26 protein-coding genes are annotated in these 26206 nt (G+C 43.1%); 14 read left to right on the forward strand and 12 right to left on the reverse strand.

Annotated elements, in window-relative coordinates:
• Window positions 1–9 precede the first annotated feature (9 nt).
• From JJ941_RS04955 to JJ941_RS04965, 3 genes are all read left to right on the forward strand, one after another.
• The gene (locus tag JJ941_RS04955; RefSeq protein ID WP_290962553.1) at window positions 10–357 is read left to right on the forward strand and encodes a DUF952 domain-containing protein; all 348 of its coding nucleotides are present in this window, start codon (window positions 10–12) and stop codon (window positions 355–357) included.
• A complete protein-coding gene (locus JJ941_RS04960; RefSeq protein ID WP_290962554.1) occupies window positions 354–1247 on the forward strand; it encodes a diacylglycerol kinase family protein in 894 nt (297 codons plus the stop codon). Before JJ941_RS04955 ends, JJ941_RS04960 begins: the two co-directional genes overlap by 4 nt.
• A gap of 79 nt (window positions 1248–1326) precedes the next feature.
• A complete protein-coding gene (locus tag JJ941_RS04965) occupies window positions 1327–2010 on the forward strand; it encodes an energy transducer TonB (RefSeq protein ID WP_290962555.1) in 684 nt (227 codons plus the stop codon).
• 62 nt (window positions 2011–2072) lie between these two features.
• Here the strand turns inward: JJ941_RS04965 and JJ941_RS04970 are convergent, their stop codons facing one another.
• From JJ941_RS04970 to der, 6 genes are all read right to left on the reverse strand, one after another.
• A complete protein-coding gene (locus JJ941_RS04970) occupies window positions 2073–2441 on the reverse strand; it encodes a response regulator (protein ID WP_290962556.1) in 369 nt (122 codons plus the stop codon).
• Window positions 2442–2657: 216 nt separating this feature from the next.
• Window positions 2658–3113, reverse strand: a complete 456-nt coding sequence (locus JJ941_RS04975) for a redoxin domain-containing protein (RefSeq protein WP_290962557.1) — start codon at window positions 3111–3113, stop codon at window positions 2658–2660.
• A 12-nt stretch (window positions 3114–3125) separates the two neighbouring features.
• Window positions 3126–3731: a hypothetical protein gene (locus tag JJ941_RS04980; RefSeq protein WP_255135644.1), complete on the reverse strand. Its 606-nt coding sequence runs from the start codon at window positions 3729–3731 to the stop codon at window positions 3126–3128.
• Complete coding sequence (locus JJ941_RS04985; protein ID WP_290962558.1) at window positions 3731–4261, reverse strand: hypothetical protein; 531 nt, start codon at window positions 4259–4261, stop codon at window positions 3731–3733. Before JJ941_RS04985 ends, JJ941_RS04980 begins: the two co-directional genes overlap by 1 nt.
• Window positions 4262–4274: 13 nt before the next feature.
• Window positions 4275–4964 carry an NADH-quinone oxidoreductase subunit I gene (locus JJ941_RS04990; protein WP_255135646.1) on the reverse strand — a complete coding sequence of 230 codons (690 nt, stop codon included), beginning with the start codon at window positions 4962–4964 and terminating at the stop codon, window positions 4275–4277.
• A gap of 89 nt (window positions 4965–5053) precedes the next feature.
• Window positions 5054–6364: a ribosome biogenesis GTPase Der gene (der, locus tag JJ941_RS04995; RefSeq protein ID WP_290962559.1), complete on the reverse strand. Its 1311-nt coding sequence runs from the start codon at window positions 6362–6364 to the stop codon at window positions 5054–5056.
• A 66-nt stretch (window positions 6365–6430) separates the two neighbouring features.
• On the opposite strand from der, the gene JJ941_RS05000 reads away from it, so the two are divergent.
• The gene (locus JJ941_RS05000) at window positions 6431–6676 is read left to right on the forward strand and encodes a hypothetical protein (RefSeq protein ID WP_290962560.1); all 246 of its coding nucleotides are present in this window, start codon (window positions 6431–6433) and stop codon (window positions 6674–6676) included.
• A gap of 12 nt (window positions 6677–6688) precedes the next feature.
• On the opposite strand, the gene JJ941_RS05005 is transcribed toward JJ941_RS05000, so the two are convergent.
• Together JJ941_RS05005 and JJ941_RS05010 are read right to left on the reverse strand one after the other, a co-directional pair.
• Complete coding sequence (locus JJ941_RS05005; RefSeq protein WP_290962561.1) at window positions 6689–9619, reverse strand: BamA/TamA family outer membrane protein; 2931 nt, start codon at window positions 9617–9619, stop codon at window positions 6689–6691.
• A 47-nt stretch (window positions 9620–9666) separates the two neighbouring features.
• On the reverse strand, window positions 9667–11688 hold the full coding sequence (locus JJ941_RS05010) for an ATP-dependent helicase (RefSeq protein ID WP_290962562.1): 2022 nt from the start codon (window positions 11686–11688) through the stop codon (window positions 9667–9669).
• 108 nt (window positions 11689–11796) lie between these two features.
• Between JJ941_RS05010 and JJ941_RS05015 the strand changes: the two genes are divergently transcribed.
• The 8 genes from JJ941_RS05015 to JJ941_RS05050 all read left to right on the forward strand — a co-directional run bounded on the left by JJ941_RS05015 (window position 11797) and on the right by JJ941_RS05050 (window position 22059).
• Entirely contained in the window at window positions 11797–12378 is a 582-nt protein-coding gene (locus JJ941_RS05015) for a 2'-5' RNA ligase family protein (RefSeq protein ID WP_290962563.1), read from the forward strand.
• Window positions 12379–12687: 309 nt separating this feature from the next.
• Entirely contained in the window at window positions 12688–13362 is a 675-nt protein-coding gene (locus tag JJ941_RS05020) for a thymidine kinase (RefSeq protein ID WP_290962564.1), read from the forward strand.
• Entirely contained in the window at window positions 13362–14690 is a 1329-nt protein-coding gene (locus JJ941_RS05025) for a nucleoside transporter C-terminal domain-containing protein (protein ID WP_255135655.1), read from the forward strand. The genes JJ941_RS05020 and JJ941_RS05025 overlap by 1 nt, the downstream gene beginning before the upstream one ends.
• A 42-nt stretch (window positions 14691–14732) precedes the next feature.
• Window positions 14733–16673: a peptidylprolyl isomerase gene (locus tag JJ941_RS05030; protein ID WP_290962565.1), complete on the forward strand. Its 1941-nt coding sequence runs from the start codon at window positions 14733–14735 to the stop codon at window positions 16671–16673.
• A gap of 3 nt (window positions 16674–16676) precedes the next feature.
• Entirely contained in the window at window positions 16677–17588 is a 912-nt protein-coding gene (locus JJ941_RS05035; RefSeq protein ID WP_290962566.1) for a peptidyl-prolyl cis-trans isomerase, read from the forward strand.
• A complete protein-coding gene (locus JJ941_RS05040) occupies window positions 17585–18952 on the forward strand; it encodes a peptidylprolyl isomerase (protein WP_290962567.1) in 1368 nt (455 codons plus the stop codon). Before JJ941_RS05035 ends, JJ941_RS05040 begins: the two co-directional genes overlap by 4 nt.
• On the forward strand, window positions 18949–19941 hold the full coding sequence (locus JJ941_RS05045; protein WP_290962568.1) for a MoxR family ATPase: 993 nt from the start codon (window positions 18949–18951) through the stop codon (window positions 19939–19941). The genes JJ941_RS05040 and JJ941_RS05045 overlap by 4 nt, the downstream gene beginning before the upstream one ends.
• 21 nt (window positions 19942–19962) lie before the next feature.
• Entirely contained in the window at window positions 19963–22059 is a 2097-nt protein-coding gene (locus JJ941_RS05050) for a hypothetical protein (protein ID WP_290962569.1), read from the forward strand.
• Here the strand turns inward: JJ941_RS05050 and JJ941_RS05055 are convergent.
• The 4 genes from JJ941_RS05055 to JJ941_RS05070 all read right to left on the reverse strand — a co-directional run bounded on the left by JJ941_RS05055 (window position 22056) and on the right by JJ941_RS05070 (window position 25017).
• On the reverse strand, window positions 22056–22571 hold the full coding sequence (locus JJ941_RS05055; protein ID WP_290962570.1) for a phosphoglycerate mutase family protein: 516 nt from the start codon (window positions 22569–22571) through the stop codon (window positions 22056–22058). The two genes, JJ941_RS05050 and JJ941_RS05055, sit on opposite strands and share 4 nt — an antisense overlap.
• Window positions 22572–22693: 122 nt before the next feature.
• A complete protein-coding gene (locus tag JJ941_RS05060; RefSeq protein WP_290962571.1) occupies window positions 22694–23920 on the reverse strand; it encodes a hypothetical protein in 1227 nt (408 codons plus the stop codon).
• Complete coding sequence (locus JJ941_RS05065) at window positions 23917–24408, reverse strand: hypothetical protein (RefSeq protein WP_290962572.1); 492 nt, start codon at window positions 24406–24408, stop codon at window positions 23917–23919. Before JJ941_RS05065 ends, JJ941_RS05060 begins: the two co-directional genes overlap by 4 nt.
• A gap of 66 nt (window positions 24409–24474) precedes the next feature.
• Complete coding sequence (locus JJ941_RS05070) at window positions 24475–25017, reverse strand: adenine phosphoribosyltransferase (RefSeq protein WP_290962573.1); 543 nt, start codon at window positions 25015–25017, stop codon at window positions 24475–24477.
• 58 nt (window positions 25018–25075) lie between these two features.
• Here JJ941_RS05070 and tadA point away from each other — a divergent pair, with 58 nt between their 5' ends.
• Window positions 25076–25552, forward strand: a complete 477-nt coding sequence (gene tadA, locus JJ941_RS05075; RefSeq protein WP_290962574.1) for a tRNA adenosine(34) deaminase TadA — start codon at window positions 25076–25078, stop codon at window positions 25550–25552.
• 85 nt (window positions 25553–25637) lie between these two features.
• Window positions 25638–26078, forward strand: a complete 441-nt coding sequence (locus JJ941_RS05080; RefSeq protein WP_290962575.1) for a hypothetical protein — start codon at window positions 25638–25640, stop codon at window positions 26076–26078.
• The last annotated feature ends 128 nt before the right edge of the window (window positions 26079–26206 follow it).

The following is a 26206-nucleotide window of genomic DNA, read 5'->3' on the forward strand; positions in this document are numbered from 1 at the left end:
ACAAATACTGTGGAAATAGATTTATTATTTACCGCCATTAAGCCTTCCGATTGGAAGAGTGTATCCGATAACGGCAGCTTTAGTCCAGACTCCATTGAAGAAGCCGGGTATGTGCGATCTTTTACCGGAGAACATGCCGAAAAAGTAATCAATCACTACTTTGAAGGTGAAGAAAAACTGCTGTTGATTGTATTGGATCCGCTTCGCATACAGACGCCCATTAAGCACATCAAAGAAGACGGTTTCAGCTTTACAGCTATACAGGGAGCGGTTTCTATTGATGCCATTATCGACAAAATAAAGCTGAGTTCTGATAAAAAAGGAAAGTTCTCGCTTAACGTTAAACACTTCGATTGAGCAACGACCCGTCATATTGCTTCATCATTAATTGTGCTTCCAATGCATTTCGTGCTGAAGCTTTTTTCAGGAGTAAAGAAGCGGAGCTTGCGGATAAGTTTCCCGGGACTTCTTTCAAATACATAAGGAAAGATGATTCCATTGCTGAAATTGTCCGGGACAAGTCTGCGGAACATTCCCATATCATTGCTTGCGGTGGAGATGGTACCGTAAACCGGGTGGCTAACGGACTGATTGGCAGTGACAGTAAACTTGGGGTAATACCAATTGGTAGTGGAAATGATTTTGCACAGAGTATTGGCCTGAACCATGATTTTGATAAGAATATTCGAGTGTTGAACCAGGAAACAACTAAACGAATTGATGTAATCAAGAGCGAATGGGGCTTTTTTATAAATACTTTCGGGATTGGCGTTGACGGGCTCACAAACTACTATGCATCTAAATCCGGCTATGGGAGTGGTTTTTTGCGTTACTTTTTGGGTGGACTGAACGCTTTATTCACATCCGAGCCCTTTAGAGCGAAAATTTCGATTTCCGGCCGTAATGATGCCATTGAACAAAAGGTGTGGATGGTGGCCGTGGCTAATGGGAAATCTGAAGGAGGGAAGTATCAAATTTCTCCGTCTTCTATTAATTCTGATGGTAAAGTTGAACTTATTGTAGTGAAGGCGGTTTCCAGAATCCGTTTAATTCTGGAGTTCCTCAAGCTATCCTTTGGTTTTTCCTTCAACAAGAAGATAGCAGATGAATATTCATTTACGGATAGCGTAATCATAAGCACAGACCGTTTGCTTAAGTCTCATGCAGATGGTGAACAAGTACCGGAAACCAACCATCACGTGTTTGAAGTTTTACCGGGAGCGTTAGAAGTAATTGTAGCTTCCTAAAAGTTCAGAAAAGCGCTTCATTAAATCTTCACTATTCCTGACTACTCTTAGGTAACTTCTAAATGGAAAGGAGGATACTATGAGAGGTCCGGTTAAAATAATCGATCGCAAAAATGATCTGAAACAAGGCTATTTAATCCGTCTGGAAATTGGCTTCATACTTTCGCTGCTCATTTTTATTTCTGCATCAAAACTAACAATTAAGCCTTCCGGAAACAGCGATATCGCAGTGGTTGATAAGCAAGAGGTTGTGTTTATGGAAGAAATCGTTCAAACAAAACAAGAAGTTAAAGCACCGCCACCACCAAGACCGATGATTCCTGTTGAAGTTCCCAATGATGAAATCATAGAAGATGAACTCATTGATCTTGATGCGGAACTGGATATGGATGCGGCCATCATGGAATTGCCACCTCCGCCGCCAAGAATGATTGAACAAGAGGAAGAAGAAGAAATCTTTGTGGTAGTAGAACAAATGCCGGAATTGATCGGAGGACTTGCCGCTGTTCAAAAGCATATAACTTATCCTGAAATGGCCCTTAAGGCCGGTATTGAAGGACGTGTTGTAGTTCAATTCCTAATCGATAAAGAAGGAAATGTTATTGACCCGGTTGTTGTACGCGGAATTGGAGGTGGCTGTGATGAAGAGGCTCTTAAAGCAGTGAAGAAAGTAAAATTCAAACCAGGTAAACAACGCGGACAACCCGTTATAGTACGCTACAGCTTACCGGTTGCATTCCGGCTTCAGGAAACAAACAGCTGATATTTTATCAAACCGAATAACTAAAATTGTAAGTGGGTAAAAGGAGTCTTGGGCAGAAATGTTCAGGACTCTTTTTCTGCGAGTCGGTTGATGGTGCTTTTTAGTTCGTCAAAACTGACGGGCTTTATCAGGTAATCAACAAAATCGGTGGTTTTTGCTCGCTCGCGATTTAAAGGATCAGAATTACCCGTGATGTAAATAACAGGTACGTTGTTTGATTTTTCGCGAAGGGCAGTCATTGCATCAATACCGTCAACTTCATCCTCAAGCATGATATCCATTAAAACCAGATCGGGATTGAGAGCATCGATCTTTTCAATAGCTTCATGACCTTTAGTAATAATTTCCAAAACCTCATAGTTCAGCCGCTCGATCATTTTAGAAAGAAGCAGGGACAAAACTTTATCGTCTTCAACAATAATAATTTTCATATCGCGAAAGATAGTTGATTTATATTAACTCAGCCAACTTAGTTATCGACAAAGTAAGAAGATTTTATAAGGCCATAGTAATTATAATATCGTAATACTATAGGATAAGTCATATAATTTATATTATGTAAAGTAATATTAATTTACTAAAACTACCTTCTTCCCTATACATATATTTTCTTCTAAGAAATCAGATCTAATTAAAATGAAATGCTATTAGTTTAGTCCGGCCAGTACTTCCTGAACTTTGGACAGGTTCGGTATTTTGCCTGAGTCTTCCAGTATTTCCTGGTGGGCTACTCTTCCCTCTTTATCTATTACAAATACCGACCGTTTGGATACGCCTTTCATTCCGAAGTAATCATCATACAATGAGTCGTACTTTGCGCTTACTTCTTTATTGAAGTCGCTTAGAAGCGAAAAGTTCAGATTGTTTGCTTCTTTGAATGCCTTTAAAGTGAAAAAACTGTCAATGCTGATAGCCAGAACTTCCGCATCCAAGGAATTATAGATTTTAAGATTGTCTCTTGTTGAACAGAGTTCTTTGGTACATACTCCGCTAAAGGCTAACGGGAAAAAAAGCAGAACTACGTTTTTATCTCCTTTAAAATCGGATAACGATACGTCTTTGTTGCTTGTGTTTTTCAGGGTGAATTCCGGGGCTGTGTTCATGCACGTTTATTATTACTGGTTATTGAAATCTTCGCTCTTGATAAATCGATAAGTCATAAAAAGAATTCCCACAGAAAGTAAGATTTCTGTAATCCAGATCAATTCAGGAGCCGTTCGGTTAAATACGAGCCAATATCCAAGGTATGCTATTCCAATACAGCTCAAACCGATGATGTAGTACCTTCTGCGGCGTTTGCGAGCCTGATTTATGGTGAAAACAAGAACGGTAACCGTAAGCGCCCCGCCCTGGTAAATGGCATTAATAAGGTCTTTTATAACCGTAAAATCGATGATGAGCGGAAAGAAAAGAAAACTTACAAAGGGTAATGCGGTCAGATACATCGGAAAGCGGGCAAATATAGGCTTCGACTCCCTGATGAGTACCAGAAGTCCGCTTATATAAAAGGTAACTGCTACCAGTTTCCCCCATTGAAAAAGGTTAATTGGTGCCTCCACTTGGAAAAGATCAAGCAGGTACGGAATGGATATGAATAAGGCAGCCAGGCTAAAATAAAGGTCCAGCATGGTTCTGCGCTGAATAAATCGCTTCAATAACAGGAAGCTAACTGTTCCGAAAGAAAACGATACAACTAAATCAATCCATTTAGCCGGTTCCATCAGCTTTCGGGATTTCTGCTTTCCAGCTCCCGCTGCATCTGCTTACTGTTTTGATAGGTAAGTACGAGATCAGCTATTTCCTTTAATGTAGCCCGTTCTTTACGCACCATTTGATTGGTAAACTCATACAAAGAAATAGTTTGCCTGCCTTTGGTAATCTCTCTCTCCCAATCAATTAGGTTTATGTTCTTAATCAGGTTTAAGATAGCAACCCGGTGTTTTGAAATTTTATAAAGCAGTTTCTGAATATCTTTAGCCAGCTCCTCATCTTTCTCAAAAGTCTCTTCCGGATCGGTGTAAGCATTCAGGTTGATAGGCCTTACGCTTTTAAATGCATCCTCAATCACTTCCCGATAATAATTTTGCTGGGCGTGATCCAGGAACATCAGGATTTCAGCGATGGAGCGTCTTCCGGGAGGAGTTTCATCATAAGGAACAGAATCAATTACATATTTGAGTGCTTCAGCCTCATGTTCAAGGTAAGCTACATCATCAATAAGGGAATCAATCTGGCTCTGTTTTATATCCATCTTGTAAGAGTAATTAGGTATTCCAGCTGGAAGATGCCGGGGTTGAATCATTTTTTTCCTGCTGCTCAATCATATCAACCAAAGACAATCCCGTGTTCCAGTCTTTGTCTCTATCTCTTACGGAGTGAATGTTATTTTCTTCCTGGAAATCCCAGAATGAACCAAACTGACGGTTCCTATAATTCTTCAGATACTCAAGACGATCGGCTACGTCTTCTTTAGGTACAAGTAAACGCTCTTTATCATAGATGGCATCTTCTCTGGACTCAAATACAATATCGTAATCCTTACTCATCACGATAGCTTCTTCGGGGCAAACTTCTTCGCAATACCCGCAATAAATGCACCGCAACATGTTAATTTCGAAAAAGTCAGGATACCTCTCCTTCTCATCTTCGGTCTCTTTGGCTTGCATGCTAATGGCAAGCGGCGGACAAGCACGGGCGCACAGCCCACAAGCTACACAACGCTCTTTGTTGTGGTCTTCAACCAAAACCGGACGACCCCGGAAAATTGCCGGTGGATCCCATTTCTCTTCCGGATAATTGAGCGTAAATGAGGGCTGAAACATTTGTTTAAAGGAATACCACATTCCCTTCAATATCTCAGGTAGATACAGTTTCTCAAGAAAATTGAGCTTTCGCTCATTCTTATAATTATCGCTTAGTGCGTTTACTGTAGGTTTTTCGAGATTCTTAGCCATTCAATTCGAATCGTTTTCGTGTCTGTATTAGCACTCAAAAATAAACCATTGTTGGGTTAGCATCAAAGTTATTTATGAGCTTTTCTATTTTATTTTTGGCGGAAAACCATGGTAATCGGAACGCCCAGGAACCCAAATCGTTCCCGAATTTTATTTTCAATGTACTTGCGGTAATTCGGGGGCAGTTCGTGTGGACTGTTCATGAAAAACTTAAATACCGGTGGATTGCTTTTAACCTGAGTAGCATAAGTGATTTTTAACTGCTGTCCCCTTTTCATAGGCAGGGGTTTCTCTCCCAGCATTTGCTCCAGGAAGTCATTGAAGTCCGGGGTGGAAATTTCTTTTCTGCGTTCGGCTATTACTTCATCAGCTACATCCAAAACGCGGTGAATCCGGGTTTTGTTCAGCGCGGAAATAGTCACGATTGGGACATAATAAAGCTGAGGAACCGAAGTGTAAATATAATCCTCAAACTCGCGTACGGTATTTGTGTCTTTTTCAGGGACCAAATCCCATTTGTTGAGAACGATAACCAAGCCTTTGTTAAATTTCTCCGCTTCTCGGATTACCCGTTTATCCTGAGCATCAAAGCCTTGCATCGCATCCACAATAAGAATGGCTATATCACACTCGCGTATGGCCCGATCGGTACGGATGGTGCTGTAGAACTCAATGTTCTCCTTTACTTTGGTGCGTTTACGCAGTCCGGCCGTATCTACAAGCAGGTATTCTTTGCCGTCATATTCCAGGTTACTGTTGATGGAATCGCGGGTAGTTCCGGCAATGTCGGTAACAATAGCCCTTTCGTCATTGAGTAAAGCATTAAACAAACTGCTTTTCCCTACATTTGGGCGACCGATAAAAGCCAATTTTGGAATATCATTCTCTTCTTCCGGCTCTTCTTCTTCCGGCAGTAATTCCACAACCCGGTCCAATAAATTACCGGTTCCCGTTCCGTTGATAGAGCTCACAGGAAACAGATCTTCAATGCCAAGTTCATAAAACTCGGTGGAGTTCATGCGTCGTTCTTCGTTATCAGCTTTATTACTAACCAACAATACGGGTTTATCCTGCTGACGCAATAAATTGGCTACAGCTTTATCGAGGGTGTTGATGCCATCCTTCACATCAACCACAAATAAAATAACATCAGATTCTTCGAGCGCAATGTGCACTTGTTCGCGGATTCCCACAACCATGACATTCATTTCGTCAGGAAGGTATCCTCCGGTGTCAATTACGGTGAAGTCGCGACCGTTCCAGAACGACTCTCCGTAGTGTCGATCCCGGGTTACACCGTACTCGTCGTGAACAATTGCTTTACGGGTTCCGATGAGTCTGTTAAATAATGTGGATTTACCAACGTTGGGGCGTCCTACAATGGAAACTACTGGGAGCATTTTAAGTCTTAGATTCTTAGATTAAACAAGCAATAAAGGTACGCATTATTCAGCACTATATTAACTATGCTTCAAAGCTTTTATGACAATCTCGGCTTCTTCGGCGCGCTCATTACCGCGTTCTCTCTGTTTATCTTTTTCATTTTGTGGATAGCGGGAATCGCAGGTATATCTCTCCCCTATGACGGCGGCCAAAAGAAAGGCAAAGACTGGCAGATTATATTAGCCGTTTTATTCCCACCCTATCCGGTTATCTGGTTAATTGTGGACATGTACCTGCAACGTAAATATATGCGTGAAGAGGAAAATTAAGCTCAGCTCTGATTAAAAAGGAACCACAGCTTGTACTCTATAGTACATATCCGATTTAGTATCGGTGAATAATTGTTGAGCCGGTTGAGCGACTCCAAAAGCGTGAGAAATGGATAACCCGGCTATGGAAATTTCATTTTTCAGTTCTGCTCCTGCTCCCCATCGTTGAATGGTTCCGGTTGCACCGGATTCTGAACGAGCGTCCCAGACAATCCCGCTGTCCGAAAACAGTGAAATGCTTACTCCTCCCAGTCGAACGAATCCCAATATCTGCGTCTGTAACGATGGTATAAATGGGATTCGGTATTCAATACTACCAAAAGCTACCTGTTTGCCGGTTACAAATTCCCGATATCCCCTGATTCGCTCATTATCACCAAAGAGCTGAAGTGGAATATCATTGGGCAGACTAATATCAACATTATCGTACCGGGAAAAGCCAATATAATTTTGAGGCAGATTATTGCCCCATTGAGATTGAAACCTTACTTCTAAAAAGATCCTGTTCAACCCAAGAAAAGGCTGAACGGTATAGCCATGAATATCAGAAGTCAGCGTTCGGGTATCCGATCCAAGAATTTTCTCGGAACCTTTTACGCTTAACCGAAGTCCGGTTCCATCCAGCGGATGGTAGCTGTTATTTTTCCAGGGACGCTGTTTCTTGATTTGCCAGCTTAGCTGAAGGTCTGTAACCGTTGCATTTTGCGGAGTAGCGAGATTCGGGTTTGATGTGAACCGGTTTTCTCCCATCGGATCAGTTGAATAATGCCGGAACCTGGCCGACCAGCTGCTGTATTGATAGGAAGAAGAAAAAACATCCAACGGCCAGTTTATGGCAATATCTGCTCCGGTGTACTCCTCAAACAGGAATTCTTCACCATAATACTGACCATTCTCCGGTATTTGGTATACCGAAAAGGTCAGTGTTGGGTAAAGCTGGTTATTGATATAGGATAGCGCCCCATAGGATTTATCCAGCGGGTCAGGAATGGAAAGCCAGCCTCCGCCTGAAATGGTATGTTTAGCCAGCGGTTCGGTCCAGTTAGAGGTTGCAAATATCCCCCAGTCGTTTGCATCGGAATAATAGGGAAAGCCAAAAGAAGCAACGTGTGTCAGATTTTGAAATGCATTGTAGGAATACCGGTCGGTAATTAAATCAGGATTTGGTTTAATATCTGAGGGAATTTCATTCGTTGGGGACTGAAGCCTCCAGCTGGCATAGGTTTGCGGAAGATTCAATTCCGGCTGATAGACTTCCCGTCCGGCAGAAACGAAATGCAATTTATCCTGTGTGCGGGTTTCTGAAGCCCCTATAACCAAATGCTCTTCACCGGTTGAGTCAAAATCAGCAACCCAGCCAAAGACTTCCCCTCCTGTAAACAGATTGGTAAACCGGGATTCAACACCGGATTCAAAATCATAAATAAAAACATTGGGGACTTCATCTCTCAAGGAAATGTAGGCTATTTTACTGCCGTCCGGACTTAGAATGGCCTTTCGGTTATCAACTTGTTCCGGGTCTATGGTTTTCTCTGATCTGGTTTTGGGGTCAATGAGGACCAAATTTCGATCTCCGGCATCAGTAAACCTGTGAACCAGCCAGGCATTTTCTTGTTCAATCCATAGGGGCCACAAGAGCTGAACATCCCCTGAGTAATCGGTCAGCTTCTCCTCTTTTCGGGTTTCCAGGTTCATTACAAACAGATTTCCGGTTCCTCCTTCATTGACGATATACCCAATTTGATTTTGGGATGAACCTGCAGCCGGGAATTTGGCTTTTCGGTTAACGGTAAGCCGGGTTTCTTTCTCTTTTTCTAAATCATACAAAAATACATCGTTGATCAGTGAAGAATGCTTCCCTCTTACCATTCTTGAATAAAGAAGGCGTTGTGGGTCCAGCCAGTTCAAATCAGAATTAATGGCTCCTTCCCCAATCAGTGTGTTCTGCCTGGATGAATCAGTTGAAGTGACGTACAACCTGCGTACCGGTCGGGACATGGACGTGAGAGACAGAACAGCCAGCAGGCTGTCATCTGGGCTTACTGCGGCATCAAAATAAAATTGTCCGGGAAAGCTGAATTCATCTGCATGGAGTGAATCGGTACGCTCCATTTGGGACGCAACCGTATTGTAATACACATTTACATGCTTTTGCCATCTGTCATAAAATCCGCTATAACCTCCATCTACTGTTTCTTCAAAGGCACTGCCAAAATCATGATACCTGATCAACCCAAACAACTTTTTTCGATGCTGCAACAGGTTTGCAAGAGAAGTATCACCATACTGCTCAGCAAAATAGCGCAGCTGTGAATTTCCCAGGGCATAAAGCAAACGTCCGTCCTCAATGGACTGACCGGAGCTGTAGTTCAGGTCGTCATCAAAAATTGCTTTACGCAACCAACGATCGCCCCGTTGAGAATCCCACTTTTCCGTTTCATATTGAGCCAGTCCTTCGGTCCAAAAACCGGGCAGTGGATTTGCAAAGGTATATTGAAGCAGGCCAAGTGGTGATTTCACCGCCTCAAAATGAAAAATATGAGCCAATTCATGCGCTATGACCTTTCGAAGCCACTTCTCCTGCCCCGTCCAGATTTCGCTGTAATCGTTTAAGTTTACCCAAATATTGGTGTACGGCCGGCTAAATGGTACCGCAAAGCCGTTATTGACTTCATCTTCGTCAGAAAGATAAATGCGTATTTTTTGATCGAAAGTAACTTCAAGATTTTTGGAAAGAGATTCATAGGTATGCTCTGCAATAGCAGCAGCCTCACCCTCAATCCCGGCAATCCTCTCCGGATACATAATGAGGAAATGCTCCGTTTCAGCTACCTGCCAATTTAGTTCGGGGTGATTTCGCCCACTGGTAGAATTAAAGCCCTGGGCGAGTAGCAGCTGAACTGAAAATGATATAGTGATGAATAGTATAGACTTCCTGAACAACGATCAGTAATTGAGTTCGGGTTATAATTCTGGATGAAATAATGAAATTAATCCGTTAATTGCTGTTGATTTCCGTCCTCAATTTGCTGTTGTTGTTCCTCTTCCACAAGCTTCCATTCTTCAACCAAATCGTTGTTCATATCTTTTAGAAAGCGGGATGGCTGTGTGAAATAATCGCCATAGGCTGATTGTGCCAACACCGGATAACTGAAGTATAGCATGTCTTTGGCGCGGGTTGCGGCTACATATAATAGTCGCAGTTCCTCGTCCAGCTGTTCCTCTTCCTCCACCGAATAAGCTGAAGGTATAATACCATCCAGGCACTGAATAATGAAAACGTGCTTCCATTCAAGTCCTTTTGCAGAGTGAATAGTACTCAGGATCAGTGGGGCTTCCTCCTTGGTTTTCTGCTCGGTATCTACCGCTGTTGCTGTGATGGGATCAAGGGCCAGTTCTTCCAGCATTTTTGGAAGCGATGTAAAGCTTTCCGAAACGTTAATGAAAGCTTCTAAGTCTTTAAGGCGCTTAGGATAGTCGTCGTACCGATCTTTGCAAAAATCACGGTAATAATCCACAACCAACTCCACAACTTTAGCCACTGAATGATCATTTTCTTTCAGAGCAATTAGAAGTTTACTGAGGACTTTAAGCTGATCGATATATGATTGACTCGTGGTGTCAGACAGATCCAGTCGGTACGGATTTTTGGCAAGGCGAATCCATTCAAATAAATCCTGGGCCGTTTTTGGGCCAATTCCATCAAGCAGCATTAGCACACGGTTCCAGGCAATGGTATCCATAGGATTGACCAGCACCCGGATATGCGCCAGCACATCTTTAATATGCGCAGCCTCGGTGAATTTTTGCCCCCCGTATTTCACAAACGGAATATTCTTTCGATTCAGCTCCACTTCCAGATCAAATGAATCGCGCCCATTACGGAACAACACCGCCATTTCATTAAGCTCCATCTCCTGTTCTCTGAGCTGCAACACCGCCTGGGTTATAAAACGGCTTTGATCGTGCTCGCTGGAAGATTGTACCAATGCAGGCAACTCACCGTCTTTAATCTCTGAATAAAGTTGTTTATCAAATTTGAAGCTAGCTTGATTAAGCAGGTTGTTGGCTACATTCAGAATTTGTGGGGTTGAACGGTAATTTTCTTCCAGTTTAATCAGTTTAGTGCCTTCAAATCGCTCCGGGAAATCCATGATGTTTTGGTGATCTGCTCCCCGGAACGAATAAATGCTCTGAGCATCATCCCCAACTGCCATCACGTTGCCATGTACACTGGAAAACAGCTCTGTTAACTCCGCCTGTAGTTTATTGGTGTCCTGGAACTCATCCACCATTACGAACTGATTCTGCGAGGCTACCTTAATCCTTATATCCTCATGCTGTGTAAGTAATTGGCGTGTTTTTATAAGAAGATCGTCAAAGTCCATTACATAGTTCTTCTCCTTATACTCATGGTATGCCAAACCTACCTGCTCGATCTTTTCTTCCTGTTCCAGAAACTGAGGATATTGCTCCTGTAAAACGACCCTCAAATCGAGATGTTTATTGATGCAGGTACTGATAATATTCAGCAGCGTATTTTTGTTGGGAAACCTTTTCTTCTTTTTGTTCAGCTTCAACTCGGTGCGTACAAACTGAATGACCTCCAGTGCATCGGCAGTATCTATAATGGTGAAATTGGAAGGATAACCGATGATCTCTGAATGCCGGTGCAACAGCAGGCTGCAATAGAAATGAAAAGTCCCCCCTTGCACCTGCTTGCAACGCTCGTCAAGTATATTGCTTGCCCGGTTCAGCATTTCTTTTGCGGCCCTTCGGGTGAAGGTAAGAAGCAGAATATTGGATGGCTTTACGCCGCTTTCCACCAACCGGGCTACACGGTGGACTAACGTCCGGGTTTTTCCCGTACCTGCTCCTGCTACAACCAATGCCGGGCCTTTTTCATGGAAAACCGCATCCAGTTGCTGTTTATTTAGTAAATCAGCATACGGAATGGAATAGTCTTCCGGTCGTTTTCGGGGCTCTTCTTTTTTGAGAACGAATTTTTTCATGCTTCGAAGATAGCAATCTGAAGGTATATGTAAAAATTATGTATTAACTATTGACTGCTTTCTAAATAATATGTAAATAATATGTGTAATAATTTAAGGAGAGTCGATATGTCAAAATCAGTACAGTTACCCCTGTTTACAGAAGATGTCAGAGTGAATGAGTTTCTCATTCTTATCGAGCCCCCTAAAAATGTGACCGATTATGTGTCCATTTTACAGAAAGAGCTTAAAGAGGAGTTTGGTTCGTTTAAATCTGGGGAGTCGAAGGCGCATATCACCGTCAGTAATTTTTTGGTGACTCAAAAACGAATGGATGATGTGCTTGCTAAAGTACAAAGAAGAGTTTCTCTGTTCTCAACATTTGAGATGAGATTGCAAGACTTTAAAGTATTTGAGTCTGGGAATACCTTTTATATAGGTGTTCAATCCTCTCATACATTCAATTCCCTGATCAGTGAGTTTAAATCCATAAAGAAAGAAGTGGTGAAAACCACCAAATTTTACAGCAGTGACCCTCCGCATTTGCCCATCGGTCAAAACTTTAATAGCATGGTATTTAGTCAAATAAAAGACAGATACCTGGAAAAGCCGTTTTTCTATACTTTTGATGTTAGAAAGCTGACGGTACTCACCCGAAGTAATTCCAACGAAAACTATGAGTTTTATTCTCACTTAAATCTTCAAAATTAGTTTTTGAAGGATTTAAAAATGAAATCATTGCCCAAGTAAGGTTATTTCCATCACCCCGTTTCTGTCCTAAACTAAATATGTACCCTACAATGGGAAACGGAATGATGGAAGAAACGGCACTCCATCATTCGGCTAATTTTGATCAATGCTAAATGCATTATATATGAGAGACGGGTGATGGATGATATAGATTTATACAATTAACAGAATTGATCTCATTTCCACCATTTTAGTCTTTCCTTTTCTGCCTGTCGCCTGATATATTCCGTCCTCAAAATTATAGGGTTCAATTAATAAGTAAAGCATTAGATGATTAACGAACCTTCGTTAGCACCGCGGGAATTTGGATGGATTGAAGTCGTTTGCGGCGGCATGTTTAGCGGAAAAACCGAGGAACTGATTCGCCGGGCAAAACGAGCTCACATTGCAGGACAAAAAGTAGTGGTGGTCAAACCCGCTCTCGACAAACGCTACAGCGAGAACGAGGTAGTATCTCATAATGAAACCGCCCTTCCCAGCATTTTAGTAGATACGGCCGATCAGATTGTACTACTTACCGGAGATGCACGTGTTGTGTGTATTGATGAAGCCCAGTTTTTTGACGACCGGGTTGTGGATGTGGCAAATACATTGGCTAACGATGGTAAACGAGTTATTGTAGCCGGGTTGGATATGGATTTCAAAGGGCAGCCATTTGGTCCCATGCCCTATCTGCTGGCTATTGCGGAATATGTCACCAAATTGCATGCTGTATGTGCCGAGAGCGGAACCATGGCCCACTACTCCCAGCGGGTAGTTGAAAAAGAAGGACAGGTACTGGTTGGGGAATACGATGCTTATGAACCCCGGGCCCGTCACTGCTTCCGCCCGCCCGTTGATCGGCGACGTGGCCGACCGATTAAGCCATTTATGAATCCGGCTGTAAAAGAAACTGAAGAAGAATCTACCGACGAAACAGAAGAAATAAACTCAGAGCACACCTAATGGATATTATACGCGGTATCATTGGAATTGTAAGCCTGCTTGGGCTTGCGTTCGTTTTTAGCAACAGCAAAAAAAATATAAACTGGAAACTGGTTGGAATAGGCATCGGAATACAATTTATCCTTGCCATTTTCATTCTCAAGGCGGATGTATTGGCCGGATTTTGGGCACCTTTAGGTTGGCCGATGATTCTGTTTCAAAAGGTGGCCAGCTTTTTTGTTGTCGTCCTTAATTACACCACCGAGGGTGCCTCTTTCATTTTCGGAAGGTTAGGTCATGGCCCTGAACACGAAGACAGCCTGGGTGTGTTTTTTGCCTTCCAGGTACTCCCTACCATTGTCTTTTTTGCCTCATTAACCGCCATCCTCTACCACTACGGGATTTTGCAGTTCATTGTAAGGATGGTGTCTAAGGGAATGCAGAAATTGCTTGGTACTTCCGGAGCAGAGACCTTATCGGTGGTATCCAATATATTTGTAGGGCAAACAGAGGCACCGCTGGTTGTTGAACCTTTCATTAAGAAAATGACCAAGTCTGAGCTCTTCGTGGTGATGACAGGTGGGATGGCTACCATTGCCGGTGGCGTAATGGCCGCTTATGTAGCTATGCTGGGCGCTCCCTTTGCTGAAGCCAATGGATTAGAGATTCAGGTTGCCCAGCAACTTTTTGCCGAGCGGCTTCTGGGGGCAAGTTTAATGGCCGCTCCTGCTGCACTTGTTATTGCTAAGATCCTATTTCCGGAAGATGGCGAACCCGTTACCAAAGGTGATGTTTCCATGAATGTTGAGAAAACAGATGCCAACGGAATTGATGCTGCAGCATCAGGTGCCGGAACCGGACTTCAGCTTGCATTGAATGTAGGTGCCATGTTATTAGCGTTTATCGCTCTACTTGCTATGTTCAACGGTATTTTAGGCTGGGGAAGTGATATTACCGGCATTACCGGTTTACTGGGAGAAAGCCTCACCATCGAAATGATGCTGGGCTGGGTTTTTGCCCCCATTGCCTGGCTGATTGGTGTACCTTGGTCAGATGCCGTGAATATGGGGTCACTGTTGGGTACCAAGATTGTATTGAATGAGTTTGTAGCTTACCTGAAATTAGCTGAAGGCGTAAGTGCCGCACAGTTATCCCCTAAAACAATAGCGATGGCTACTTTCGCGTTGTGTGGTTTTGCCAATTTCTCTTCTATAGCCATACAAATTGGAGGAATTGGAGGGTTAGCCCCCAGCAGAAAATCTGAACTGGCAAAATTTGGAATTAAGGCTGTTTTTGCCGGAACTTTGGCTAACTTAATGACCGCTACATTCGCGGGAATGCTCTTTTAATCAGAACAACTAACCATCAAGAAAACTAAATTACTATTCGCAATGGCGAACCAAACGTATCGATTATTCTTAAGTCTGTTTCTACTATGTGTTGTCCCCTCTTTAGTATATGGACAATCAAAAAATGATAAATCCGTCGTTGGAAAAGTCGGTAATCAGGAAGTGACCTATGCTGAACTGAAAAAGAATTACAGTAGTGGTTCTTCTGAAGATCCAACACTGGATGATCTTGAAAGTTTCCTCCCTATTTACCTCGATTATAAAGCCAAATTACTGGCAGCCAAAGATCAGGGATATTTCGAGGATTCAGTTTTGGTAGCTGAGCATGAGTCGTATGTGAAGCAGGCGGCCTATGCTTTTTGGCTTGAAAATGAAATTAAGCCGGCTGCTTTTGATGAGTTCAAAAAACGGGCAGAAATGGAACTCAAAACTTACCATATACTGGTTGCTGTAGGTCCTGATGCCCCTCAACCGCAAGTTGACGAGGCGTTATCTAAACTGAAACAAGCCCGGCAAGAAATCACCGACGGAGTGCCCCTTGATGAAGTAAACGAAAAATATTCTACCGTTAGAGGGGGCCGCAGCATGGGTGGAGATATCCCGTGGATCTCAGTTGGCCGAACGGTTCAGGAGTTTGAAGATGTGGTATATGGACTGGAAGTCGGTGAAATATCAGAGCCCTTCAAAACTCAGTTCGGATACCATATTGTATTATTGCAGGATAAAAGAGAACGAACACCGGCCCGACTCGTTAACCATATTTTTGTTCGCGGAACCGGAGACTCAACCGCTTACGATAAGATCCATAACGCATATAATGCCTTGGAAGACGGACAGCCCTGGAACCTGGTGCTTAACCAGTTTACTGAAGACGGTGCCTCCAAAAGAAGCAATGGACGAATTGGTTGGGTGAGTTACCGCCAGAATTTTGCTATGGATTTTGTTGAGGCTGTTGTAAGTCAGGATCCTTCCGAACCTTATTCTGAGCCGGTTAAAACCAACTACGGTTACCATATCTTTAAGATAGATTCAGTTGAAACTTATGCCTCAGAAGAAGAGCGAAACCAGGCTTTGATGGAGCAGCTGGGTGATACCCCCTACTTCGAAGAGAGTAACCAGTTTGTTGTGGAATTCCTTCAGAAGAAATTTGACGATAAAAAGCACTTTGAAGCCGAAGACTTGTACAAAGAATGGATCATGGCTTTTGACAGCTCTGAGATTTCCTCCCTTCCGGAGCAACCTGCAGGACTTGGAGATGAAACGGTGTACACGTTCAACGGGGAAGATTACTCACTCGATGATTATCATGCTTTCATTCAAAATACATATGGCGCCAGAACGGCCAATGCTTACAGAAGCAACCTGTTGAATGAATATGCCCTGAAGGTTGTGGACAATAACATCATTGATCTGACCCTTGAAAAATATCCTGAGTTCAGTAAACAGTCGGAAAGCTATCTGAACGGATTGGTGGTTTATAACATCAATGAGGAAAACATATGGAGTCCTGCCACGGTAGATACTTCCCGTCTTCGTTCAATCTATGAAGAGAACATTAGTAAATATCAGTACCCGGAGCGTCCCTTCTACTATTTGATGACAGCCCGCCACGATTCAACCCTGATGAAAGCCAAAGACTTTGTCAATAACGGCGGTTCTCCCGACAGTGTGAAGGTCAGAATTGACAGAGTCGGAGTTTCAGCAGATTCTACCACCAACTTTACCCAGGAACCTTTTGACCGGCTCAGTGAAATGGAGATCGACAGCTTTTCAGAAACCTTCGAGTACAACAATATACGCGGGATATTTTGGCTCGAAGATCGCCTGCAGGCTCGAAATATGACTTTTGATGAAGCCTTCAATCGTATTCTGGCGGAATTTCAACCGCAGCGTGAAAAGGAATGGCTGCAACAACTGCGTGACAAATATAATGTGAAGGTTCACGTTAAAAAGCTTCGCAAAGCTTTCGATAAAGACGCATAACACATGGTAAACATCCGCTGTATTTTTCTTTTTACTTCCCTTCTGCTGTTGGTATCGGCATGTAAACAGGATTCCGGCTCTGAGCCGGTTGTACTTGCAGAGGTCGGCAATCAACAGCTTACCAAAGAAGCGGCCAAAACGGAGATCCCTGCTCACATTTTTGAGTCGGATAGTATATCTGCTTATCTGAATTACAGGGATGAGTGGGTCCGACGACAGGTTATCTTGCAGGAGGCTGAACGCCTGAATTTCACCCAGCGCAAGGGTGTGCAGGAGAAGTTGCAGCGCATTCGTGAAGAGTACATTCTCCAGGCTGTTCAGGATTACATCATTACCGAGTTTGAAGGCGATACAGATGTAAGCGAACAGGAAGCCAGAAACTACTATCAGCAGAACAAAGATAAGTTCACTCTTGATGAACGTTATGTGCGTTATCGGCACCTTATAGCCCGTAGTAATTCGGATGCCGAACGGGCCAAACGCGATCTTATGCGTGGTATTGAGTGGGAAACAGTGGCCCAGGAATATTCAAAATATCCCGATCTTAAAATAAGGGAATCGGAACGCTTCTGGCCTATTTCCATTGCCGGCGGCGATATCTCTATGCTGAACCGGTATTTGAACATCATCGGCCCTTCAGAAATTTCTCCTACGTACCGTTCGGGCAATGAATATCACTTTGTACAGTTATTGGATGAGCGGCCGCAAGGAGATCATCCGGATTTAGACTGGCTGATCGGCCAAATTGAAGAATGGCTGACCCTGGAAAAGCGCAAAAGAGCATTCAACACATACGTAAAGAATCTTTATCTTCAGGGGCAGGCTAATAATGAAATTAAAATTCATAACGTTATAAACGAAACGAATACAGCAGTGGACGATTCTACTGTTTCACTGAACCAAATTAATCAATGAAGAATAACTACTTTTTATTACCCCTCCTTTTTCTATCTCTAATTCTCACATTTAATACTCAAGCTCAGCAGCGTCAACTTGCAAATCAGATTGTTGCCCACGTAAACGACAATATCATTTTAAAGTCTGAAATTGACCAGAGTGTAGCAGATTATATGCGTCAGGCGCAGGTGCAAGGCCAGCAGGTTCAGTTCAGCAAAGAACTTTGGTACGATTTTCTTGAGTCTGCCATAGATAATTACTTGCTATTGGAAAAAGCCCAGATTGACTCCATTACTGTTTCTGATGAGGAAGTTGAACTCAGAATGGATCAGCGTATTCAGCAGTTGGTTAGGCAGGCCGGTAGTGAACAAGCACTTGAACAGGCTTTTGGGAAATCGTTATTACAACTCAGGGCCGATTTCCGCTCAGACTTCCGCGAGCAGATGATTGCCAGCAAAGTTCAGCAACAAAAAATGCAGTCCATTACGATCACCCGACCTGAGGTGAATGAGTTTTTTGAAAGCATACCGAAAGATTCTCTTCCCACCATCCCGGAACAAGTTGCATTATCACAGATTGTGATTATTCCGCCTGCCAGAGGCGATGCCGAACAGCGGGCCTTCGAATTTGCCCAGCAACTTCGTGACTCTATTGTAACTCATGGGAAGTCGATTGAGGAATTAGCCCGCCGGCACAGTGATGATCAGGGTTCAGGCCGCAGAGGTGGTTTGCTACCTTTAATGGGACTTGATGAATTGGTTTCGGAATACTCGGCAGCAGCCTCTGCACTTAAACCGGGAGGAATCTCCAAAGTAGTGGAAACTCAGTTTGGTTATCACGTGATCCGACTAAACCGCAGGGTTGGCGACCAGATTGAAACCAATCACATTCTAATTTCAGTAGATTCTGAAGAGCTGGATGAAGACTATGCGATTGAACGGCTGAATGCTATCCGCGACAGTATCATGTCTAATCCTGATGTTAAATTCGCAGATGTGGCCCGCAAATTGAGTGAAGATCCATCAACAGCCAATCTTGGTGGTAAAATATTTGATCCACAAAGCGGTGAACGGCTTATCCCTCTCAACCGTTTGGATCCTGCAATGTACAGAGTTGTTTTGCTAATGGACGAAGAAGGATACATCTCTGAACCCAAGTCGTTTAATCTGCAAAGTCAGAATAAGAAGGCATACCGGATTGTACGATTAGATCGCCAGATTCCCGAGCATATTGCGAATCTGAAGCAAGATTATGAGCGCATTAAAAGTATCGCCCTACAGCAGAAACAGTATCGCATCATGCAAAAATGGATGCAGGAATTACGGGAAGATATATACGTAGAATATAAAATCGACGTACCGGAAATGGAGAATAGTTTATGAGCACCGATGTAAAAGATCCGGTTAAGTTAGCGGATGAATTCCATGCGGTTTTTCATCAGATAAAAAAGGAAATACACAAGGCTGTTATTGGTCAGGAAGATATTATTGATCTTCTTTTAATCAGCCTTTTTTCAAGAGGTCATTGTGTACTTATTGGTGTTCCGGGATTGGCTAAAACATTGCTTATCAGGACGTTAGCAGAATCACTAAATCTTTCCTTCAACCGAATTCAGTTTACCCCCGATCTTATGCCCGGTGATATAACCGGTACCGAAGTAATCGAGGAGAATAAGGACTCAGGCCGTAAGGAGTTTACCTTCATTAAAGGACCTGTGTTTGCCAATATTGTACTGGCTGACGAGATCAACCGGACCCCTCCTAAAACCCAAGCTGCCTTACTTGAGGGGATGCAGGAATACCACGTTACCACCGGTGGTAAAACCTATGATTTGGATACGCCTTTCTTCGTATTGGCTACACAAAACCCCATTGAGCAGGAAGGAACCTACCCTCTTCCCGAAGCGCAGCTCGACCGGTTTATGTTCAATATCTGGGTTGATTACCCTTCTCTCGAAGAGGAAAAAGAAATTGTGAGCAAAACTACGGCATACCAGGATATCAACATAGAAGCGCTGGTTACCAAAGAGAAGATCAAGGAACTTCAGGCGTTGGTGCGTGAAGTGCCTGTACCTGAAAACGTACTTGATTATGCGGTGGAATTGGTATCTAAAACCCGCCCCGGTACCGATATGGCTCCTGATTTTGTAAATAAGTACATGAGCTGGGGTGCCGGTCCGCGAGCCTCTCAGTTCTTGATTTTAGGGGGCAAGGCAAGAGCGCTCTCTCAAGGCCGCTATCATGTTACCGAAGATGATATCAAAACGCTGGCCATTCCCGTTTTACGACATCGCATAGTTAATAACTACGCTGCTGAAGCCGAAGGTTACACGACCGTTAAGCTGATTGAAATGCTTAAAGAAGAATCCTGAACATCATAATGAGGGATTAATGTGGACTTTCAGGGTTTCCAACATATACTTCCACCGGTTGTAATTATACTTCTTTCCATTGCGTTGGTGGTTCTTGCATGGGCTTCATACCGAAAGTTCAGTAGTATTCCTTCCATCGGGCGTTGGGCGCTTATCAGCCTGAGAGGTTCTGCCCTGCTTATTGTTCTGTTGCTTTTGCTTAACCCCTATTTCTACTCTTCCCGGCAGGTTGATGTAAAACCATCCATTGCTGTTTTTTTGGATAATTCGGAAAGCATCGGGATTACTAAAGGGGAATACGAAGGCCTCAGTTCCTACAATCAGCTCCTGAATACTCTTAATTTTGACGCCATTCCTGATGTAGAATTTAGATTCTTTGCGATTGGTGAACAGATTTCCAATTTTGATCCTGACTCGTTAAATGCTTCAGAAACCCAAACCAACCTTGCTGAGCCTATAAAGTCTATCCTCGAAATGGAAGAGCAGGTTCAGGCCGCACTTATTATTTCTGATGGGATTATCACTTTTGGCCGGAATCCGTCCATAAATGCAGCCAATTCCTCTATCCCCCTCTACACTATTGCGGTTGGTGATACTTCGAGCGTTCGGGATGTTTCGATTTCCAACATCCTTACCAATACCACGGGATATACGAATACCAATCATATCATTGAAGCAGAAATCTCACAGTCCGGTTTTGCGAATAACACGGTTATTGTTTCAGTCTTGTCCGGTGATGAAGTGCTGAATGAGCAGCAGGTTAGCTTTGATACCGACAATCAGGTAAAACAGGTTCAGTTTGAGCTGGAACTTACCGAAGAAGGCCTTAAGCAGTATGAAGTCCGCGCTACACCTTTGCCTGACGAATGGACGGAATCAAATAACTCCCGTTTGTTCACCATTGATGTGTTGGACAGTAAAGTGAAGATTTTGCATGCTGCTTTTCAAATCCATCCCGATGTAAAAGCCATTCGTTCTGTCATCAATGAAGATGAAAACAATGATTTATCAACTCTTACCTGGCTTGGTGGCAATCGTTATGTAGAGGAAATGCCCGAAGAGGATGAGTTTAACCTGATCATCGTGCATGGAACCCCTCCTTCAGGACTTAATCTTTCTTTTCTGAGTACGATTACTGATACTCCGACCATTTTCTTTGAACTGAACAGCCGGTCGGATCTCGGATACGAGGAGATTGAAACCCTCAGGCTTTTGACCCCTCAAAATAACCGGGTTGCCCAGGTTCGGTTAAATCAGATATTAGATCAGGATGAACAACCTATTTTAGAACTGCCGGAGATCAATTTAAACGATACCCCTTCTCTTTATTCTGTTCTAAGAAGTGAAACTTCTGACCTGCAAAGCACGGCATTATATTCTATCAATTTTGATGGTATTAATACAGAATCACCGGCAATTGCAGTGTTAGAACAAGGGAATATCCGTCGGTCTCACGTGCTTCCGTGGGGATGGTATAAATGGGTTCAAAGTACCAATTCAATGGAGAGGGAATATGCATCTACATTTATTGCGAACCTGGTATCATGGACATCCAGTGATCCCGATAACAGAAAACTTCGCATAGCTCCCGCCAAAAAGACTTTCAGCACGGCTGAAGCTCCTGTAATTAACGCAAGCCTTCGCAATGAAAGAGGTGACCCAGAAGCGGAAGGGATTATCGAAGTCCAGTTGAATTCAGAAGCCGGCACAGCCCGATCTTTTAATATGGAAAGCCTTGGAAATGGAAATTACAGCCTTACCCTGCCCCGGCTATCAGAAGGATTGTACAGTTATCAGGCAACGGCCCGAAAAGGTGAGCGGGAAATTGAGTCTCAATCCGGTGAGTTTCTGGTCTCAAATTCGAGCTCAGAGCTTACCAATACCCTTCGTGATGATGCATTATTGAAAACCATTTCAGCCAATTCAGGCGGTCGCTTCTTCACATATAAGGAAGCTTCAGCAGTGTGGGACAGCCTTCGGGCGGCTAATGTTCTGCAGACCCGAACACAAACGGTTGAAAATTATACCTTCCCCGTGCGTTCCTTTTACTGGTTTGCCATTGTTTTACTGCTGTTAGGTAGCGAGTGGCTGCTTAGAAAATACTATTCGCTTCCTTAATAGGATATTCTCTCCACAACGGGGTCTTCCCCTTCCGCAATAGTTACGATAAAAATATCTCCGTAGGCTTTTTCATTAATCTGTTCGAACCGTTGTTCGCCTATCGATAAGTTTACTAATAAAGGCGTAGTATTCGAGTGGCCTACAATTAAAGCAGTACTCCCTTTGTTTGTGTCGATGATGGACTGAACAAGAGCCTTTGGATCATCTAAACCATATTCCCGGATTTCAAGCTCCAAACTGTCTGCGATGGGAGAAGCCGTCTCTTTGGTTCGATAGTACGGAGTACTGTAAACGGCAGAGACTTTATGTTCTTTGAGTAAGATGTCTGCAAGTCGCACCGCCCTTGATTTTCCTTCTTCACTTAAGTGGGGATTACGGGTTCCATCGTCCATTTTTTCGGCATGGCGGACGAATATGAGGGTGGTTTCTGTGGCAGTGTTTTCTGTAGATTGAGCAAAAACGTTTAACGTAATCAGTAAAATGCCGGCTATAAGGAGTAGCTTTTTCATCAGGTCAGATAGGTTAAAAGTTGAGCTAACCTACGGAAGTCTTTTCAATTATGTTTCTACAGAACATAAAAAAGGCCGCCCTCCCGGCCGACCTTTTTTGACAGTTAGTAATATTTGGGTTATTACTTTCTTGCTAATACAATGATAAGACCTACGATAGTTAACAGGCTCAATCCAAATAAAATTGGAATGAGAAACGACTTGGGTTTGGCTTCATCTCTCCAGGTCATAATTTCCGTGTCAATGGTTGAAATCTGATTCATGGTGAGTACTTCACCTTCCTGAACAAATTTGCCCCAGTCTTTTTTGATTTTACCATTCCAGAAGTCATAAAAAGACTGGAAGTCAGCGTAGTTTTCATCTGTAATTACTTTCTCGCGACTGGCATCGGTTGCCTTGCTTACGAATTGCTCAATAGACTTATAGAAGCTCTCATTGCTGTCAAAGGCACCAAGATCTACATTATTCTTTTCCAGGTAACTGTCCATGGAAGCCCACATGTTTTTAGATGCACTTGCTTTCCAATCGCCCAGCTTATCTTCTATGTTGTTCTCCCACTGGCTGGCTTTGTTACCGGCATAAATGCGGGTCAGGTCATCACCAATTTGGTTCCATACCTCTGAAAAGCGATTCTGAACCACGTACATTCTCAGATAGTCTTCGGTTTGCAGCGCCCCGTTATCAGCTTTCAGAATCTGAATATTTTCTTCTATTACAGATTCAATAACATGCAGTGGATTGTCTTCTTCCTGTAATGCTCTCGGGCCATTTTCTTCGGTGAATTCAGCCAGTGCTTTACCCTGCAGGTCTTTGTATGTAATGAACAGAGAATCGATCATATTGAGTACGAATTCATCCCGCTCCTCCATACTTTTGCGATAACGCTCAACAAGTTGGGAAAGATCACTTTCACTCTCTTCAGAAGCCAGGATTGCGTTTCTGAGGGAATCCGTCCGCTCGTTTAAATTTGCAATCTCTGATTTGTAGGTAGACAACTCATTGGAAAGCTGCGTAAGCTTCTCGTTTTGATTTTCAATAATCAAAAGCTTGTGTTCAGCCGCGCGGGCTCTTTGTTTGAGCTCTTCAATTGTGCTTTCATACGTTTCAGGATACAGAGCATTATCTAACAGTTGCTCATGGTCTTCGTTATAATAAGCGAAGTCTTTAATCTCGCTGCGCAAACTGTCAATCTCCTTAACGGTCATTGCTTCCGTTATGGAAGATTTCAGTTCAGCATATCTATCTTCAAAGTTCTTTTTAACCTGGTAGTCTGATGTCTGTGCTGATATGGAAACACTTCCTACAGCAAGCGCAATCAATACTAAAGTAGCTGTATAAAACCGTCTCATGATTGTTCCTCCTCTTTTTTATCGTTCTTTTTAATGCCATTCTCATTTAAGCTTACAATCTCATTGGTTTCAATTTTCACCAACTGAACAACGCCATCTCTCATATTAAAAGCCGGTTCAGAAATTCTTTCTTCTGAAACCTTAATTTTTTTCTTCAGCTTTAGCGATCCGTTCCCGGGTTCCATCACATATACATTCTTAAACTGATTAGCGGTGATGAAGTAAAAGCCTTCCGCATTTCTGATCAGGCGGACTTCCTTTATTTGATGGGTACTGTCATTCTCTCCAAATTCTTTTTTATGGAATGGAGCCACATTAAAGGTAATGCCATGACGGACATCAGTTACCGTTCCATCATCATCCGGGGTCAGTACAGATTCGATTTGGTGGGCATAGTTCACATTTTCGACCACAAACGTCTTGCAGGCTGTGCCTAACATCACGATTGAAGCCAACAAAATAATCGGAATAAGTTTTTGGGGTCTCATTTTCGTGTCCTCAATTACTATTAGTTGTTCAAGTAATTGTAGTCACGATATCGAATATTGTTCCGGCTACTCGATAAGAATACTTTCTACCGGTACATTTGGGGTGAGTTGATCCCGTCCATTCAGAAAGGAAAGCTCGATTATAAAGGAATAGCCTACTATTACACCGCCAAGCCGCTCAATCAATTTAGAAGCCGCCGAGGCCGTCCCTCCTGTAGCAATCAGATCATCATGGATGATCACTTTGGCTCCTTCAAAAATGGCATCCTCATGAATTTCGACCTGATCTTCACCGTACTCCAGAGCGTAGGTTTCCGAAAGAGTTTTGGCCGGAAGCTTTCCGGGTTTGCGAACCGGCACAAAACCGGCGTTCAAATCCTGGGCAAGATTGGTTCCGAACAAAAAACCACGGGATTCCAGCCCCACCACATAATCCACCGATTTATGGCGAAACGGTTGAGCTAGCATGTAAGAAGTAAGTTCAAGCGCCCGTTTGTCCTGCAACAGCGTGGTGATATCCTTAAACTGAATTCCTTCTTTGGGAAAATCCGGGATGGTTCGGATGGTTTCGGATATAAAATCTTTTATGCTTTGCTCTACTTTTTTCATTCAAATAGGATTAAGTTCGCGCCAAGGTAGTTAATTCGAAGGATAGCAATCAAGTTTTATGAGTGAAATTGAAGGACAAGTTTGGCAGAAACATCATCGATTTATGGCCCGAGCTTTTATGCTGGCCGAACAGGCTTTTGATGAAGGCGAAGTGCCCGTTGGAGCTGTCGTTGTTCGGAATGATCAAATAATTGGGAAAGGCTATAATCAGGTTCAGCGATTGAACGATCCGACGGCACATGCTGAGATGATTGCCATCTCAGCCGCTTGCGAAACCATGGACGAGAAATACCTCAGCGAATGCACTTTGTACGTGACTCTTGAGCCCTGCCCAATGTGTGCCGGTGCGGCGGTATGGAGTAAGCTTGGTGGAATTGTATTTGGCGCATCAGATGCCAAAGCCGGAGGCTGCGGTAGTGTTTTCAATATCTCATCGAATAAAAAACTCAATCACCAGGCAGAAGTGATACAAGGCGTGATGGAAGCTGAATGCGAGCATCTGATGAAGGCTTTTTTTAAGGATCGGCGTGACTAATAAAATTCCTGTTTTTAACTAAAAATTAGTACTATCCGCTGACTATTCAATATCAGGAGAGCCACTTTAACCTATTCAAGTTGACATGGCTGGCGAACAAGAAAAAAACGGAATAACTACCTGGTTTTGGGTGGTTGGATGGGGTGCTCTTCTCTGGAATTTACTGGGTGTAATGTCTTACATCATGACGGTAACAATGAGTCCTGAAGTGATGGCTGAACTGCCCGCCGCACAACGAGAACTAATGGCTAATACACCGGCTTGGGCTACTGGGGCTTTTGCTTTCGCCGTATTTGGTGGAGCATTAGGGTCATTATCCCTCTTACTGAAAAGAAAAAAAGCTCTTCCCCTCTTCATTGTTTCCTTTATTGGGATTGTAGTACAGCTGTATCACTCGTTATTTATGAGTAATTCCATCGAAGTATATGGACCGGGTGGCGCTGTTATGCCAATCATGGTTTTGTTATTTGGAATAGGCCTGATTTGGATAGCCAGAAATGCAATATCAAAAGGTTGGCTGAAATAGTCCGACTGCATGTAACTTCGGTAGTAGAAGAAATAGAGTACCCCAAAAACCCAAACCCTGTACTCGGGTAGATTTTAAAGAATCGTAAGGTTAAATCATAATTTATTTATGTATTTATGATTTTTTCT

It is taken from the genome of Gracilimonas sp., assembly GCF_017641085.1.
Lineage (GTDB): Bacteria > Bacteroidota > Rhodothermia > Balneolales > Balneolaceae > Gracilimonas.